At 66.0% G+C, this 16,496-nt stretch carries 16 protein-coding genes; 13 read left to right on the top strand and 3 right to left on the bottom strand.

Annotated features, from left to right (window positions below; translation table 11 throughout):
* Positions 1–5 precede the first annotated feature (5 nt).
* From VF617_RS07140 to VF617_RS07125, 4 genes are all read left to right on the top strand, one after another.
* Entirely contained in the window at positions 6–950 is a 945-nt protein-coding gene (locus VF617_RS07140) for a GNAT family N-acetyltransferase (RefSeq protein WP_331014323.1), read from the top strand.
* Positions 951–1,080: 130 nt separating this feature from the next.
* The gene (gene recO, locus VF617_RS07135; RefSeq protein WP_331014181.1) at positions 1,081–1,812 is read left to right on the top strand and encodes a DNA repair protein RecO; all 732 of its coding nucleotides are present in this window, start codon (positions 1,081–1,083) and stop codon (positions 1,810–1,812) included.
* Between the two features lie 49 nt (positions 1,813–1,861).
* A complete protein-coding gene (gene leuB / locus VF617_RS07130) occupies positions 1,862–2,914 on the top strand; it encodes a 3-isopropylmalate dehydrogenase (protein WP_331014180.1) in 1,053 nt (350 codons plus the stop codon).
* Complete coding sequence (locus VF617_RS07125; RefSeq protein WP_331014179.1) at positions 2,911–4,014, top strand: glycosyltransferase family 2 protein; 1,104 nt, start codon at positions 2,911–2,913, stop codon at positions 4,012–4,014. The genes leuB and VF617_RS07125 overlap by 4 nt, the downstream gene beginning before the upstream one ends.
* 3 nt (positions 4,015–4,017) lie before the next feature.
* On the opposite strand, the gene VF617_RS07120 is transcribed toward VF617_RS07125, so the two are convergent.
* Positions 4,018–5,337 (bottom strand): glycosyltransferase family 39 protein, encoded by a 1,320-nt coding sequence (locus VF617_RS07120; RefSeq protein ID WP_331014178.1) that lies wholly within the window; start codon positions 5,335–5,337, stop codon positions 4,018–4,020.
* A gap of 62 nt (positions 5,338–5,399) precedes the next feature.
* On the opposite strand from VF617_RS07120, the gene VF617_RS07115 reads away from it, so the two are divergent.
* From VF617_RS07115 to VF617_RS07085, 7 genes are all read left to right on the top strand, one after another.
* Positions 5,400–6,608 carry a trans-sulfuration enzyme family protein gene (locus VF617_RS07115; protein WP_331014177.1) on the top strand — a complete coding sequence of 403 codons (1,209 nt, stop codon included), beginning with the start codon at positions 5,400–5,402 and terminating at the stop codon, positions 6,606–6,608.
* Positions 6,609–6,610: 2 nt separating this feature from the next.
* Entirely contained in the window at positions 6,611–7,009 is a 399-nt protein-coding gene (apaG, locus tag VF617_RS07110) for a Co2+/Mg2+ efflux protein ApaG (RefSeq protein WP_331014176.1), read from the top strand.
* Between the two features lie 127 nt (positions 7,010–7,136).
* On the top strand, positions 7,137–7,928 hold the full coding sequence (locus VF617_RS07105) for a LysR family transcriptional regulator (RefSeq protein ID WP_331014175.1): 792 nt from the start codon (positions 7,137–7,139) through the stop codon (positions 7,926–7,928).
* Positions 7,929–7,930: 2 nt separating this feature from the next.
* Positions 7,931–8,815 carry a hypothetical protein gene (locus VF617_RS07100; RefSeq protein WP_331014174.1) on the top strand — a complete coding sequence of 295 codons (885 nt, stop codon included), beginning with the start codon at positions 7,931–7,933 and terminating at the stop codon, positions 8,813–8,815.
* A 59-nt stretch (positions 8,816–8,874) separates the two neighbouring features.
* Positions 8,875–9,699 carry a TIGR00266 family protein gene (locus VF617_RS07095; RefSeq protein WP_331014173.1) on the top strand — a complete coding sequence of 275 codons (825 nt, stop codon included), beginning with the start codon at positions 8,875–8,877 and terminating at the stop codon, positions 9,697–9,699.
* An 11-nt stretch (positions 9,700–9,710) separates the two neighbouring features.
* Entirely contained in the window at positions 9,711–10,244 is a 534-nt protein-coding gene (locus tag VF617_RS07090) for a GNAT family protein (RefSeq protein ID WP_331014172.1), read from the top strand.
* The gene (locus VF617_RS07085; RefSeq protein WP_331014171.1) at positions 10,228–10,485 is read left to right on the top strand and encodes a hypothetical protein; all 258 of its coding nucleotides are present in this window, start codon (positions 10,228–10,230) and stop codon (positions 10,483–10,485) included. Before VF617_RS07090 ends, VF617_RS07085 begins: the two co-directional genes overlap by 17 nt.
* Here the strand turns inward: VF617_RS07085 and VF617_RS07080 are convergent, their stop codons facing one another.
* Positions 10,486–11,811 (bottom strand): serine hydrolase, encoded by a 1,326-nt coding sequence (locus tag VF617_RS07080; RefSeq protein WP_331014170.1) that lies wholly within the window; start codon positions 11,809–11,811, stop codon positions 10,486–10,488.
* 49 nt (positions 11,812–11,860) lie between these two features.
* A complete protein-coding gene (gene parE / locus VF617_RS07075) occupies positions 11,861–13,843 on the bottom strand; it encodes a DNA topoisomerase IV subunit B (RefSeq protein WP_331014169.1) in 1,983 nt (660 codons plus the stop codon).
* A 190-nt stretch (positions 13,844–14,033) separates the two neighbouring features.
* Here parE and VF617_RS07070 point away from each other — a divergent pair, with 190 nt between their 5' ends.
* Positions 14,034–14,861, top strand: a complete 828-nt coding sequence (locus tag VF617_RS07070; RefSeq protein WP_331014168.1) for an outer membrane protein — start codon at positions 14,034–14,036, stop codon at positions 14,859–14,861.
* 254 nt (positions 14,862–15,115) lie between these two features.
* Positions 15,116–16,441 (top strand): oligogalacturonate lyase family protein, encoded by a 1,326-nt coding sequence (locus tag VF617_RS07065; protein ID WP_331014167.1) that lies wholly within the window; start codon positions 15,116–15,118, stop codon positions 16,439–16,441.
* The last annotated feature ends 55 nt before the right edge of the window (positions 16,442–16,496 follow it).

Raw genomic sequence — 16,496 nt, 5'->3', positions numbered from 1 at the left:
ATGCGATGAGCGACATTGCCATCCCCCAGTCCAGCAGCGCGCGGCCGATCCAGCTCAAGTTCGAGATCGGGGCACGCACGCTGATGGCGATCCAGCGCTCGCTGGTTCGCATTCCGCTGAGCCTGGAGGATGCGCGCAGCGGCATGCTGCCCGAATTGCCTGCGCTGGAGCGAGAGGCGCATGGCTATGCGATCATGTCGCTGCCCGAGAATCTACAGCAGGTGATGGTGGCGGCGTCGGGCGACATGCTCCCCTTCGTGCGCCAGCGCTATACGCGCTACTTCATCGACTTTTCGGCGGGCTTCGAAGGGTGGTGGAACGGGCTTTCCTCCAATGCCCGCCAGGGGCTGAAGCGCAAGGCGAAGAAGATCGCGGCGGAGAGCGGCGGCGATCTCGACATCCGCAGCTTCTCGCGACCGAGCGAGCTGGACGAATTCCACGATGTCGCGCGGCGGATCTCGCTGCGCACTTATCAGGAGCGGCTGCTGGGATCGGGACTGCCCGACACTCCCGAATTCCTCCGCGAGATGGTCGCGATGTCCGCCCAGGATCGCGTGCGCGCCTGGCTGCTCTATATCGCGGGCGAACCGGCGGCGTATCTCTATTGCCCGATCCTGGGCGACAATGTGATCTACGCCCATGTCGGCCATGATCCGGCGTTCAACGATCTCTCACCCGGCGCGGTGCTCCAGCTGGAGGCGATGCGCGACCTGTTCGACGAAAACCGCTTCGCGCGCTTCGATTTCACCGAGGGCGAGGGCCAGCACAAGCGCCAGTTCGCGACCGGCGGAGTGGCATGCGTCGATCTGCTGCTGCTCCGGCCCAGCCTGGCGAACCGCGTGACGATGGCGGCGCTCGGCGGGTTCAACCGCAGCGTGGCGCTGGTCAAGGGCGGCGTGGAGAAGGCGGGGTTGGGGAAGCTGGCGAAGAGGGTTCGGCGGGGTGGCTGACTCTTTAAGCCCCTCCCCTTCAGGGGAGGGGTTGGGGTGGGGCAGTGCCTCAGGCGCCAGGCTCGGTGAGACGGACAGGCCCCACCCCCAACCCCTCCCCTGAAGGGGAGGGGCTTGATATAGCGGTCCCATGCATCTCCGCGCCGAAGCCATCATCCTGAGCGTTCGCGCGCATGGCGAGCATGGGGCGGTGGTGCGCGCGCTTACCGAGAGCGACGGGCTGCAGGCGGGCTATGTGCGCGGGGGGCGGTCGCGGGCGATGCGGCCGGTGCTGCAGCCGGCGAACCTTGTGCTCGGCGAATGGCGGGCGCGGACCGAGGAGCAATTGCCGGGGCTTACGGTGGAGCTGATCCACAGCCGCGCGCCGATGTTCGGCGAGGCTTTGCCCGCCGCGGCGTTCGAATGGGCGACCGCGCTCGCTGCTTCGGTGCTGCCCGAGGGGCAGGCATATCCCCAGGTGCACAGCGCGCTGGACGGCGTGCTCTCGGCGATCGAGGCCGCGCCCGCGGCGCGGGGTTGGGCGGTGGCGTTGGTTCGCTACGAATTGCTGCTGCTCGCCGAACTAGGATTCGGACTCGATCTGGAGCGGTGCGCCGCGACCGGAGCGACGCAGGAATTGCATTATGTGAGCCCAAAGAGCGGCACGGCGGTGAGCCGGATCGGCGCTGCCGGGTATGAGAGCCGGCTGCTGCGGCTCCCCCCTTTCCTCGCGCTGGGCGGGGCGGCGGAGTGGGACGATATATTCGACGGGCTCAAGCTCACCGGGCACTTCTTGGAGCGCGACTTGCTGATCGGAAAGGGCGCGGATGTGATCGCGGCAAGGTCGCGGCTGGTAGACCGGCTCAAGCGCGCGGTTGCGTAAGCGCGAAGGGATCGGCAAAGCGCCCCGGACGATTATTGGGGGAGCGGGAATGCCGCTGATTGCTGTTCTGCCCGGTGACGGGATCGGGCCCGAAGTTACCACACAGGCGCGCCGTGTGCTGGAAGCGCTGGGGCTGGACCTTCAGTTCGAGGAGGCCCCGGTCGGCGGGGCGGGGTATCTCGCTTCGGGCCGGCCGCTGCCGCCCGAGACGCTGGCGCTGGCCAAGCGCGCCGATGCCGTGCTGTTCGGCGCGATCGGCGATCCGCGCTTCGAGGGGCTCGAACGCCGGCTGCGCCCCGAGGCCGCCTTGCTGGGGCTGAGGCGCGAACTCGGATTGTTCGCCAATATCCGACCGGCGACTCTGTTTCCCGGTCTGGAAGACGCATCGCCGCTCAAGCCGGAAGTCGTCGCGGGACTCGACATCGTCATCGTCCGCGAGCTGACCGGAGACGTCTATTTCGGCGAAAAGGGCCGGCGCAGCACGCATGAAGGGCTGCGCCAGGGCTATGACTGGATGGGCTATGACGAAGCCGAGGTCGAGCGGATCGCCATCGTCGGCTTCGAAATGGCCAGAAGGCGCAGGGGCAAGCTCTGCTCGGTCGACAAGGCCAATGTGCTGGAGACTTCGCAGCTCTGGCGCGATGTGGTGGGCGAAGTCGCGGCGCAATATCCGGATGTCGAGCTGACGCACATGTATGTCGATAATGCCGCGATGCAGCTCGTCCGCCGCCCCGCCGATTTCGACGTGATCGTCACCGGAAACCTGTTTGGCGACGTGCTTTCGGACCAGGCGAGCATGTGCGCGGGATCGATCGGGATGCTGCCCTCCGCATCGCTCAGCGCGTGGAGCGGGGCGAACGGCATGTACGAGCCGATCCATGGCAGCGCGCCCGACATCGCCGGCCAGGGCAGGGCCAATCCGTGCGCCGCGATCCTCTCATCCGCGATGTTGCTCCGGCACTCGCTGGGGGAGGATGCTTGCGCGGCGCGGATCGAGAACGCGGTAGCGAAGGCCTTGGTGGCGGGCGCGCGGACCGCGGACCTGGGCGGCAGCCTGACGACCGGGCAAATGGGCGATGCGGTGCTCCGGGAGCTCAAGTGACTCCCGACCTGCTCGAACTTGCCGTCATCATTCCGACCTTCAACGAGCGCGGCAACGTCGCGGCGCTCGTCGCCAAGCTGGATGCGGCGCTGGCAGGGCGCAATTGGGAAGCGATCTTCGTCGATGACGACAGCCCTGACGGCACCGCGCTGGCGGTGCGGGAGCTGGGGCGGATCGACAAGCGTGTGAGGGTTATCCAGCGGATCGGCCGGCGGGGCCTTTCGAGCGCCTGTATCGAGGGGATGTGCGCGACCGCCGCGCCCTTCGTCGCTGTGATCGATGGCGATTTGCAACATGACGAGACGATCCTGCCGGCGATGCTCGATGCGCTGGAGGGCGACGACGCCCTCGAAGTGGTGATCGGCTCGCGCTTCTGCGAAGGCGGTTGCACCGGCGAATGGGACCGCGAGCGCGTCGCCAAGTCCGCATTTGCGACTAGGCTTTCGCGCCAGGTGCTCAAGGCCGATCTGACCGATCCGATGAGCGGATTCTTCATGATCCGGACAGACATCGTTCGCGGGCTGGTGCCCACCCTGTCGGGCATCGGCTTCAAGATCCTGCTCGATATCATGACGGCGGCGCCGCACCCGCTCAGGTTCAGGGAATTGCCCTACGTTTTCCGCACGCGCACCGAAGGCGAGAGCAAGCTCGATCACGTAGTCGCGATGGAATATCTGATCGCGATATACGACCGGATGTTCGGCAAGGTCGTGCCGGTGCGCTTCGCGATGTTTTCCGCGATCGGAGCACTGGGGGCGGGCGTACACTTCCTGGTGCTCGGGGTGATGTTCCGGATGATGGCGGCGCCCTTCGTGGCGGCGACGATCGCGGCCACGCTGGTGGCGATGACGTTCAATTTCTTCCTCAACAATGCGCTGACCTATCGCGGCCAGCGGCTGAAGGGCGCGGGGGAGATGTGGGCCGGCTGGGTGAGCTTCTGCATCGTCTGCTCGGTCGGCGCGGCGGCCAATGTCGGCGTGGCAGCGTTCCTCCACGATGTGCAGCACGGCGACTGGCGGCTGTCCGCGCTGGCGGGGATCGTCGTCGCGGCCGTGTGGAATTTCGCGCTGTCCTCGCGCTTTACGTGGGGACGGTACTAGGCGTCACGCCCAGCTCGGGATCCACATCCAGCGGCGGAATGCGTCTTCGCGGCCCAGCGGCGATGCGGCGATGATCGGGTAGAAATAGATGAAGGCCACGAGGCTGGCCGCGGCGAACCATTCTTCCCAGCCGCGATCCCGGCCCCGATCGAAATGGTGGAAGGCCACCGCCAGCGCGACGCAGACGAAAATGCCGGACAGATGATAGTAATAATAGAAGCCCAGCGACTTTGGGATGACGGCGTAGATCGCAAGGCTCGCGGTCCACAGAAGGGCGACCGCCAGCGGCCGGATCGCCTTTTCCCTGAACCACGCCCAATAGCAGGCCAGCACGGCGAGCAGCCCGCCCCACATCACGAGGGGGTTGCCGATCAGGAGCACGCCGCGTTGCGCGCCATTATCCCACTCATAGAAATACCAGATCGGGCGCAGCAGCAGCGGCCAGCTCCACCAATCGGACTGGTAGGTGTGCGGGCGGAGGACCTGCGTCTGCAGGGCATACATCTCGGCCTGGAGCGTGAAGAGGCCGGCAAGGCCGAGCGGCTCGCGCGCATAGAAAAACGCGGGAAGGAAAGTGAGGAAATAGACGGCAATGCTCACGGCGCCGAGGAGCGCCAGCGCGGGTATCGCGGGCAGGCCATTCCAATGGGGTTGGTCCTTGCCCCAAAGCCCAGCCGACAGCGGCTTCCCGGCGATCCGCGCATCGCGGGCGCGAATGATGAGGAAGGCGGCGGCGGCCAGCGCGATATATGGAATGGCCGACCATTTGACGCCGGTGGCGAGGCCGAGCAGGGCACTCGCCCCAATCCAGCGATGCCAAACCTGCCTGCCCTCACCCCGCATCGCCCAGAGCATCACGACCAGCCCCCAGAGCAGGAACGCTCCCAGGAATATGTCGAGCATGGCGGTGCGCGCCTGGATGAAGATCGTCTGGTTCAGCAGCGCCAGCGCCGCTCCGATCACCGCCGGGCGCATGGCGCCGAGCAGCAGCCAGAGAAACGCGAAGACTCCGAGCACGGTGGCGGTGCCGGCCAAAGCGGGCACGATCCGCCAGCCGAAGGGATTGTCGCCGAACACGGCCATGCCCGCCGCGATCAGCTCCTTGCCGACCATCGGGTGCTCGATGTTGCGCGGACCTTCGAGTTCCAGGATCGCCCGCGCGGCGGGGACATAATGGACCTCGTCGAACATGATCCGGCTTGGCCGGTCGAGATGCACCGTGAACAGGAGTTGCGCGGCGAGGCCGATGAGCAACGCGACGATCCAGGGACGGGTGCGGAGAGCCTTGACGCGTTCGAGCATCCAGGGGCGATAAACGATCATTTCGCTGCCGTCATGCGGGAGTTGGTTGACGCGGGCCGTTCCGGCCCGGCAAAGCGTGCGCCATGAAGCGCAACACCGGACAGGACCGCAGCGTCACGCAGAAGTGGAAGCCCGCGACCCAGGCGGTGCGCGGCGGCACCGCGCGTTCGGAATATGGCGAGACCAGCGAGGCGCTGTTCCTCACTTCGGGCTATGCCTATGATTGCGCCGCCGACGCTGCGGCGCGCTTTGCCGGCGAGCAAACCGGCATGACCTATTCGCGGCTGCAGAACCCGACGGTACAGATGCTCGAAGAGCGGATCGCCTTGCTGGAGGGCGCCGAGGCATGCCGGACGATGGCCACCGGCATGGCGGCGATGACCGCGGCCCTGCTCTGCCAGCTTGAGGCCGGCGATCACCTGGTGGGCGGGCGCGCGGCGTTCGGATCGTGCCGCTGGCTCACCGATACGCTGCTGCCGAAGTTCGGCATCTCGACCACGATCGTCGATGCGCGGGATCCCCAACAGTTCGAGGATGCGATCACCGACAAGACCAAGGTGTTCTTCTTCGAAACGCCGGCCAATCCAACGATGGACGTGGTCGATCTGGAAGCCGTGTGCGGCATCGCGCGCAAGCACGGCATCGTCAGCGTGGTCGATAATGCGTTCGCAACGCCGGTGCTCCAGCGGCCAATGGAATTCGGCGCCGACGTGGTCGCGTATTCGGCGACCAAGATGATGGACGGGCAGGGACGGGTGCTCGCGGGCGCGGTTACAGGCAGCTCGGCCTTTATCAACGACGTGCTGCTGCCGTTTACCCGCAATACCGGCCCGACGCTCAGCGCGTTCAATGCCTGGGTGGTGCTCAAGGGGCTGGAGACACTCGACCTGCGCGCGCGCCGCCAGAGCGAGAATGCGCTGCAGGTGGGCCGTTTCCTCGAAACGCGGGTCCCGCGCGTGTTGCATCCCGGGCTTCCCAGCCACCCACAGCATAATCTGGCGATGCGCCAGATGGACGCGGCAGGGCCGATCTTCGCATTCGAAGTGCATGGCGGCCGCAATCAGGCGCATGCGCTGCTCGACGCGCTGGAGTTGATCGACATCTCGAACAATATCGGCGATTCGCGCTCGCTGATGACGCATCCTTCGTCGACCACGCATTCGGGCGTAGCGGAGGAGAAGCGCATCGAGATGGGTGTGACCGAGGGCATGCTGCGGATCAACGTGGGCCTGGAAGACCCCGAGGATGTGATCGCCGATCTCGATCAGGCGCTGCGGGTGGCCGGCTTGTGATCATGAAGGCCCTCTTCAACGAAGAGGCGGAGACGCACGGCATCACCGTGCGCGTGTCGGTCAGCTACCTTCCCGAACAGTCCGAGCCCGGCCGGGGGCGCTGGTTCTGGGCCTATCATATCCGGATCGAGAACCATTCCCCGGTCACCGTGCAATTGCTCACGCGGCATTGGGTGATCACCGACGGTCGGGGCGCGCGCCACAGCGTGGAGGGCGAAGGCGTCGTCGGCGAACAGCCACTGATCGCGCCGGGAGGCAGCTTCGATTATGTTTCCGGCTGTCCGCTCGCCACCCCTGCGGGCAACATGCAGGGCACCTATCGGATGATCGCGGAGGACGGCGCGACCTTCGACGTGGCTATCCCGAAATTCGCGCTGCTCGCGCCGGCGGTGGCGGGGTGAAGGGGCGGGCTACCTTGCTCCCCTCCCGCTTGCGGGAGGGGCTAGGGGAGGGCCTGTCTTCCTCTGAACGCGCTATTTGTGGACATGCCCTCCCCCGACCCCTCCCGCAAGCGGGAGGGGAGCAGCAATGAAGCGCACGCATCTTCCGCTGAACGGCCTTCGCGTGCTCGACGCGGCGGCGCGGCATCTGTCGTTCACGCGCGCGGCCGACGAGCTCGCGGTGACGCCTGCCGCGGTCGGCCAGCAGATCAGGGCGCTGGAGGATACGCTGGGCGCAGTGCTGTTCCGGCGCACGACCAAGGGGCTTGAACTGACTCCGGAAGGCGAGGCGGGGCTGGCGGCGCTCAGGGCCGGCTTCCTGCAATTCGAGGAAAGCGTGCGCGCGATGCAGGCGGGGCAATCGTCCAAGTCGCTGACCATCGCCGCGCCGCGCGACCTGACCGCTAAATGGCTGATGCCGCGGCTGGCGGCGATTTCGCGGGGGGACGGCGAAATCCGGTTCATGCTGGTGCCGGCCGATGAAGGCGTGGACTTCACGGAGGCAAATCTAGACCTCGCGATCCGCTGGGGCGAGGGGCCGGGCGAGCATGAAGGCGAGGCGCTGGAAAGCGACGGCATGGTCACCGTCGAGCGGCCGGGCGGGGGTCAGGACGTGTGCATCGCGTGGCCCGGTTGCCCGGAGGAGGACGCGACTTGCCTCGTGCGCGTGTCCGATGCCGGCCTCGCGCTCGACGCGGCCGCCGAGGGGCTGGGCCGGGCAACCGTGCCCGAGCTGCTTGCGCGGGGCGACATCGCCAGCGGGCGGCTGGCCATCGTCGGCGAGGCCAAGGCATCGCGCCTGGGCTATTGGCTGGTCGCGCCGCTGCCGCAGTGGCGGCAGAAGAAGGTGAAGGCGCTCGTCGAGAAACTGGGAGAGTGACGATGGCTATGGGGCTGATTGCGCTCGCGCTTCTCGGGCAGGACATGCTGAAATTTCCGCCGCATTATGGCGGCGTGCCGATGACCTGTCCGGTGGGCGGAGAGGCGTTTACCGGGCCCTCGCTGATGCATTATTCGACTTTCGGCGCCTTGCCGGACGGCCAGCCCATCGGATCGATCGACTTCCCCGTCCTGATGCCCGAATGCCCGGGCAACGGAATGATTATCTACGACAAGTTCACGCCCGAAAATGCGACGAAGCTCGCGCCCTTCGTCGCCAGCCCGGCATATAAGGCGATGCGTGACAGCGAGACTAGCTATTATCGGGCACACTGGCTGGCGAAGTCCGCGGGCAATTCCGAGCAGGCCGCGTGGCTGCTGCTTTCGGCTACATGGCAAGCCAAGAAGACCGATCCCACGGGTGAGCAGGCGCGGCGCTACAATAGCGAATTCGTGGCGATCGTACGCGGGCTGCCAGCGGATGCATCGTCGTTCCCGTCGATCGCCTTGCGCGCCCGTGCCGCCAATGCGCTGCGCGAACTTGGCCGGTTCGACGAGGCGGAGGCCATGCGCGCGAGTGTTACCATGGCGCCCGATGCCGGCGGCCCCGAAGGGAAGAGGAACCGCGAAGGCTGGGGCGACTACCTTGCCAGGCTCGCGCCGCCTATCGCACGGAAGGATAACAGCCGCGAGCCGATCGACATTGCCGACGAGAGGATGGCGGTGTCCCGCTGCCTCAACGCCCTCGATCCACTGGAAGGCAGCCGGCCACTCACGCTGACGGCCTTCGAGGCTGAGTTCTGCGCGCGAGAGGGGATGAAGCCGAAAATCGAAAAGGCCCGCGAAGCGCGTGCGAAATATCGCACGCAAGCCAAGGCTGGGTCCTAGCTACTAGCCAGCGTAGCCGAAACGGCTATCGCTTGCCCTGGAATCTGGAGGGAATATTCATGGCCAATTCACCCTGGTCGCATAGCAAGAGCGCCGGCGTGGCCGACGATATCGACTTCGAGATCAAGGGGCAGGAGCTCCAGTTCGTGGAGATCGAGCTCGATCCGGGCGAGAGCGCGGTCGCGGAAGCTGGAGCGCTGGTCTGGAAGGATGCCAGCGTCGGCATGACCACCGTATTCGGGGACGGCAGCGCGGGCGGCCAGGGTGGCGGCTTCATGGGCAAGCTGCTTGGCGCGGGGAAGCGGCTGATCACCGGCGAGAGCCTGTTTACCACCGTATTCACGCACAATGGATCGGGCAAGGCGCGGGTAGCGTTTTCGGCGCCGGTGCCGGGGGCGATCGTGCCGCTGAAGCTCTCCGACGTGGGCGGCACGCTGATCTGCCAGAAGGACTCGTTCCTGGCCGCGGCCAAGGGCGTTTCGATCGGCATCCAGTTCCAACGCAAGATCATGACCGGGCTGTTCGGCGGCGAAGGCTTCATCATGCAGAAGCTGGAGGGAGACGGCTGGGTGTTCGTGCAGTTCGGCGGGGCGATCGTGGAACGCGAACTGGCCGCGGGCGAGCAGCTGCATGTCGATACCGGCTGCCTTGCGGCGTATACGCCCAGCGTGGGTTTCGATCTGGAGACCGCCGGCGGCGTGAAGAACGCACTGTTCGGCGGCGAGGGCTTCTTCTTCGCGCGGCTCACCGGGCCGGGCAAGGTCTGGATCCAGTCGCTGCCGTTCGGGCGGCTCGCGGGGCGTATCATCGCGATGGTTCCGCCCAATCGCGGGGAGGGCTCCGCGCTGGGATCGCTCGGGGATTTCGTGCAGGGGAACCGTTGAGCGCGCGCGCCATGCCCGTGCTGAAAACCGAGCGGCTCGTGCTGCGCCCGCGCCGCCCGGACGACGCCGTGGCGCTGCATGAGATATATTCCGACGAGCGGCTGATGCGCTGGTGGTCGCACGGGCCCCATGCGACGCTGGCGGAGACGCGGACGCGGATGGCGGACAAATCGCCGGACTGGCGCTGCTGGTCGATAACCCGGCGCGGCGACGACACTGCGATCGGTTTTGTCGCGGCGGGCGAGAAGCGGCAGGGCAACGTCACCGAGATCGGCTATGCCCTTGCGCGCGAGCATTGGGGGGCGGGGTTCGCCGCCGAAGCGGTGAAGCGGATGATCGGGCAGATTTTCTCGGAAGGGCAGCGCCGCGTCTTCGCCGATACCGATCCCGACAACATCGCGTCGCGCGCGCTGCTCGAAAGGCTGGGCTTCAAGCTCGAAGGCTATCTGCGCGCCGAATGGGAAACGCATATCGGCGTGCGCGACACCACCCTCTACGGGCTGCTCCGCGAGGAATGGCCAAATAGCCATGACGTCGCCGCCTGACCTGAAGGACCCGGCGGAGCGCGCCGCCTATGCCCGGGAATTGCACGGCGTGGCGCGCGGGGTGCGGCTGGCCGGGTTGTGGTTCGCCACGGCGGGGGCGGGAATGCTGGTCGCGCGGCGCTATCAATGGTTCGAGGTGCCCATGTGGTTGGCCTGGGCAGTGGCCGGCATCGGCATTATGCTGATGATCACCGGCATCGCGGCGCGCACGCGATACCACGCGCTAAGGATGCGGGGCTAGCTAGGGCTTTGCCGGCCCGGCGAACTTCACCAGCGCGGTCATCAATCCGACGAAGCGCTGGTCATCCACCGATGCGGCCACGTTGTTCCAGGTCCCTGTGGCCGCATACCAGGCGCCGTCCGCGCCCTGGAGAAGCAGCGTCAGATTGATCAGCCCGGGCTCCGATCCGCCCTTGAAGCCGACCCAGCCATATTGCGCCTTGTCGATCGCCAGGCCCGGGTTCTTCGAGAGCACCGCCCGGGCGTCGGCGCCGTTGGGGCCTTCGCTGTTGCGGCGGAGCCAGTCGATCACGCGGATCATGTCTGCGGGCGTGAAGAACCATTCGATCGTGTCGATCCGGCTGGGCTTCTCGGGCAGTCCCGTCATCCGCATCAGCGGCGTGATATCCGCGGCGGCCACTTCGCGCGTGAGCATCCGGCGCTGTCCGGCTTCGTCGAGCGTGTTGAACCTGTCGGCAAGCGCGCCGTCCTCAAGCCATTTGAGCTTGAAGGCCTCTAGCGTGGACAGATAGGGGCGGTTGCGCGGATCGGGGCGGACTCCGATTCGGTCCAGCATCGCCTCTACCTTCTCGCGGCCGAGATGGCCGAGCAGGATGTCGGTGGCGCTATTGTCGCTGATCGAGATCATCTTCGTGGCAAGCTCGCGCAGGCTTACCTGGGCCCCCGCGGGCTTCATCGTATAGCCTCCGCCGGGCAGCTCGCGGCCGTCGAGCGTGACCATGTCGTCCCACTTGCGCTGCCCCGCATTGGTGGCGCGGACCAGTTCGGCGAGGATGACGAGCTTGAAGGCCGAGCCGACGGCGAGGGGCTTGTCGGCATTGTGCTTGAGCGTGAGCCGAGGCGCGCCAGAACCCAGCTTGGCGAAAGCATAGCCGGTGGTTCCGGGCAGCGCGTCAAGCGCGGCGGCAACCTCGGCCAAGGTCTTTTCCCGTGACACCGGCCCCAGGATGCGCAGCCCGCTGACTTGATGCGGCTCCGCCGCCTCGACATTCAGCCGCAGCGCCAGAATTGCCCTTTCGAAGCGGACATGGACCGTGCCGGACCAGGGAGTGGCGAGCGCGGTAGCCTCTATGGCGAGAGGCTTGCCATATTCCCCAGCGACCTGCGCGCCGATCTGATCGAACGTGGCTTTCGGCACCGCGGTTCGGAAGCCGGGCGTGAAATAGGCCTCGTAGCTGCCCGTGCCGCCCAAGATGCCGAGCAACTCCCGCACACGCGCGTCGAAGGCAGGTGCGGCCCGCGCCGCTTCGGTAGAAGCGGGCGGGGCCTGGGCCAAAGCGGGTGCCGCGATGCCGAGGGCTGCAAAAGCCAGGATCAGGTAGCGCATCAAGTCCCCCCATTACATATGCCGTTGCCCCTCCAAGCCCGGCCGCGCGTCAGGCGTCGATTGCCTCTTCCTCGAGCCGCGCGGCGTTTTCCTGGATGAAGGCGAAGCGGTGCGCCGGGTTGTTGCCCATCAGCCGATCGACCAGGTCCTTCACGCCCATCCGCTCCTCATATTCCTGAGGCAGGGTGATGCGCAGCAGCCCGCGGGTCCTGGGGTCCATGGTGGTTTCCTTGAGCTGGTTGGGGTTCATTTCCCCAAGGCCCTTGAACCGGCTGACTTCGACCTTCTTGCCCTTGAACTCGGTGGCTTCCAGCTCGGCGCGCCGCGCGTCGTCGCGGGCATAGGCGCTCTTGCTTCCCGAGACGAGGCGGTAGAGCGGCGGCTGCGCCAGGTAGAGATGCCCCTGGCGCACCAGATCGGGCATTTCCTGGAAGAAGAAGGTCATCAGCAACGTGGCGATATGCGCCCCGTCCACGTCCGCGTCGGTCATGATGATGATCCGCTCGTAGCGCAGATTATCGGGCACGCAGTCCTTGCGCGTTCCGCAGCCCATTGCGAGGACGAGGTCGGCGATTTCCTGGTTCGCCAGGATTTTCGCTGAGGTGGCCGAGGCGACGTTCAGAATCTTGCCGCGGATCGGCAGGATCGCCTGAGTCTTGCGGTCGCGCGCCTGCTTGGCCGAACCGCCGGCGCTATCGCCCTCGACGATGAAGAGCTCGGTGCCGGCCGGATCGTCGGCGGAGCAATCGGTCAGCTTGCCGGGCAGGCGCAGCTTGCGCGCTGAAGTGGCGGTCTTGCGCTTGACCTCGCGCTCCTGCTTGCGGCGGAGGCGATCGTCCATCCGCTCGAGCACATAGCCGAGCAGCGCCTTGCCGCGATCCATATTGTCCGCAAGGAAATGATCGAAATGATCGCGGACCGCGCGCTCCACCATCGGCGTCGCCTCGGGCGATGTCAGCCGATCCTTGGTCTGCGACTGGAATTGCGGATCGCGGATGAAGACCGACAGCATCAGCTCGCTGCCGGTCATCACGTCGTCGGCCGTGATCTCCTTGGCCTTCTTCTGGCCCACGAGCTCGCCGAATGCGCGGATGCCGCGGGTGAGCGCGGTGCGCAGGCCCTGTTCGTGGCTGCCGCCATCGGGGGTGGGGATGGTGTTGCAATACCAGCTATAGGAGCCGTCGCTCCACAGCGGCCAGGCGACGGCCCATTCGACCCGCCCGTTCGAGACGCCGGGAAAGTCCTGCGATCCCGCGAAGAATTCGGCGGTGGCGCATTCGCGCCCGGCGATCTGCTCTTTCAAATGATCGGCCAGGCCGCCGGGGAACTGGAACACCGCCTCGGCGGGGGTGTCGTCCGCGATCAGCTCGGGCGCGCATTTCCACCGGATCTCGACGCCCGCGAACAGATAGGCCTTGGAGCGCGCAAGCTTGTGAAGGCGGGCGGGCTTGAAATGCATCTCGGGGCCAAAAATTTCGGGATCGGGGGTAAAGGCGACCGACGTGCCGCGACGGTTCGGCGTGCCGCCCAGATGCTCGAGCGGCCCCAGGGTCAGCCCCTGGCTGAAGCGCTGGCGATAGAGCTGCCGATCGCGCGCGACTTCGATGACAGTGTCGATCGAAAGCGCGTTGACCACGCTGACGCCGACGCCGTGGAGGCCCCCCGACGTTGCATAGGCCTTCCCATCGAACTTGCCGCCCGAATGCAGCGTCGAGAGGATGACTTCGAGCGCGGATTTGTCGGGAAATTTGGGATGGGGATCGACCGGAATCCCGCGGCCATTGTCGATGACCGTCAGGCGATTGCCGGGCTCCAGCGTGATCTCGATGCGATTGGCATGGCCGGCAACGGCTTCGTCCATCGCATTGTCGAGCACTTCGGCGGCTAGATGATGCAGCGCGCGCTCGTCGGTGCCGCCGATATACATGCCCGGGCGGCGGCGGACGGGCTCCAGCCCTTCCAGCACTTCGATCGACGAGGCGTCATAGGCGCCGGAGACGGCGTTGGGGGCAGCAAACAGGTCTTCGGCCATGCGCAAACTATAGGGGGCGGAGAGTCCGCGGCGCAAGGCGACCGCCCGGACTTATCCACATGGCGTTCGCTGCCGGCAACCGCATGTGTTGCCCTGAGGCAACAGGACCGAACGATCTCCTGAGCTTTGAAGCCGCTCGCCCTTCTCGAACGTATCTGCCTCGCCATTCCAATCAACAAGGGAGAACCTCATGCGGATTCTATTGCTCAGCGCCGTCAGTTTGATCGCGACCACCGCGCCCGCCTTTGCCCAGGACGAAGCCTTCAGCGGCGTCTATGTCGGCGGCACCTTCGGCTATTCGGCGCAGAATAACGACGTAGGCGAGACGATCCAGTTCGATCGCGACTTGAACGGCAGCTTCGGAGATACGGTCGTCACGTCCGCCGCCGGCGCGCCGAATGCGTTTTCGCCCGGCTTCTGCAACGGCCGCGGGCGGACCAACTCCGTCGCCGGCGGCTGCGAGAACGACCGCGACAATGCCGAATATTCAGCGCGCGTCGGCTTTGACATTCAAGATTCCAACGTGGCGGTCGGCTTGGTCGGCGAAGTGGGTCGATCGCGCATTCGTGACAGCGTGAGCGCGTTCAGCACTACGCCCGCCACCTACACCATGACCCGCAAGATCGATTACAATGCGAGCTTGCGCGTGCGCTCAGGCTATGTCGCGGGCAACAACACCCTGTTCTACGTCACCGGCGGCGTCGCCTATGCCAAGGTCGATCACAGCTTCCGCACTACCAACGTCACCAACACGTTCACCGGACGCGGCAAGGACGATGTGTGGGGCTGGGCCGTGGGCGGCGGCGTCGAGCACAAGCTCGGCGGCGGTCTTTCGATGGGCCTCGAATATCTCTACACGCGCTACGACGATGATGACTATCGCGTTCGCGTGGGCGCGGGCACTGCACTGCCTAACAACCCGTTCCTGCTCGCGGGCGCCGGCGGCACCGATTTCCGCCGCAGCGCGAGCCAGTTCGACTTTCATGGCATCCGCACCACGCTGTCCTTCGGGTTCTGACCGGGGGCGGCTACCCCTTTAGGGGCGGCATAACGTTGCATTGCGTACGGGCGCTCGATGATCCGGCTCATGCCAGGCATCGAGCGCCCTTTCGCTTGCGTGGCGACTGCCTGACCTCGCTAAATGAGCGGCGCCAGCAATGCGGGGCTGCCGCTCCGCCGCGGTTCTGCTAATCTCGACCCCAAGCGGGCAGGCTCGATTCTCTCCGCACGCCAAAGGACGGCTTCGTGGTCCGGTTGAGTGGAGAGGCGAATATGAGGTTTCTGGGATTGCTTTCGGCGGCATTGCTATTCGCCGGGCTTGCGCATGCGCAGCCACAGGCCCCGCGCGAATGGGTGGATGCCAAGACCAAGCACCGTATCGTGCGCATCTCCACCGCCCCGGGCATGGCCAGCCTTTATTTCAATGAGAACGCCTTCACGCCGCAGGGGGACCTGATGGCGATCTCGACGGCTGAGGGCATTGCCGCGGTCGATCTCAAGACATGGGCGATCCGCCCGATCGTTTCCGGCGAGCGACTTCGACTCCTGTTTACCGGGCGCAAGAACCGCACGGTTTATTACACGCGCGCCGATATCACCCCGCCGGGCGCCTCGGCGGGCAGCGGCGCGGGCGCGCGGATGACTCAAGTGTGGGTCGCCGATATGGATACGGGCAAGACGCGGATGATCGCCGAAGTGCGCGGCGGGATCGCGGCGCTGAATGCCGACGAGACGCTGCTCGCCGGCGTGCGCGCCGAGCGCGACATGCCGCTCCAACCCGGCGGCTCGCGGGCCGCCGCGGCCAATTTCGGGCAAGCTGCATATGCCGCCAATGGTCCGGACGGGAAACCGCTTACCTTTGCCGAAGCCAAGGAAGTGCGGCTGAACGACCGGCTCGAAGCGAAGATCCCGATGGAGATATTCACGATCAACATCGCCACGGGCGAACGCAAGACGGTCCGCCGCGCGACCGACTGGCTCAACCATCTCCAATTTTCGCCAACCGATCCGAACCTGCTGATGTTCTGTCACGAGGGCGTCTGGCACAAGGTGGACCGCATCTGGACGATCCGCACCGACGGCACCCAGCTCACCAAGATCCACACGCGCACGATGAACATGGAGATCGCCGGGCATGAATGGTGGTCGCCCGATGGCAAGACGATCTGGTATGACCTGCAGACTCCGCGCGGCGAAGTCTTCTGGGTGGCCGGCTATGACATGGAGACGCAAAAGCGCCGCTGGTATGCGCTCGATCGCAACGAATGGTCCGTCCATTTCAATATCTCGCCGGACCAGAAGCTGTTCGCCGGCGATGGCGGCGACAGCGAGATGGTCGCGCATGCGCCCGACGGGAAATGGATCTATCTGTTCCGCCCGCGCGGCATCCCCGATGTCGCGGGCATCCGCGCGCCCAATGCCGAAAGCCTGATCGCGCCGGGACGGTTCGACAGCGAGAAGCTGGTCGACATGTCGAAGCACGATTACCGGCTGGAGCCGAACGTCCACTTCACGCCGGACGGCAAATGGTTGATCTTCCGATCGAATATGGAAGGCGTGCCGCACATCTACGCAGTGGAGCTGGCGCCCGCTCAATAGGTGAGACTCGCCATGGACGGGGCGGCGCGAGCATGGCTGTCCCGTTGATCCATAT

The sequence above is a fragment of the Sphingomonas sp. genome (assembly GCF_036388215.1).
In the GTDB taxonomy this organism is placed as follows: domain Bacteria; phylum Pseudomonadota; class Alphaproteobacteria; order Sphingomonadales; family Sphingomonadaceae; genus Sphingomonas.
Note: the sequence above shows the minus strand (reverse complement) of the source record. Positions and strands in the feature narration are given on the sequence as shown.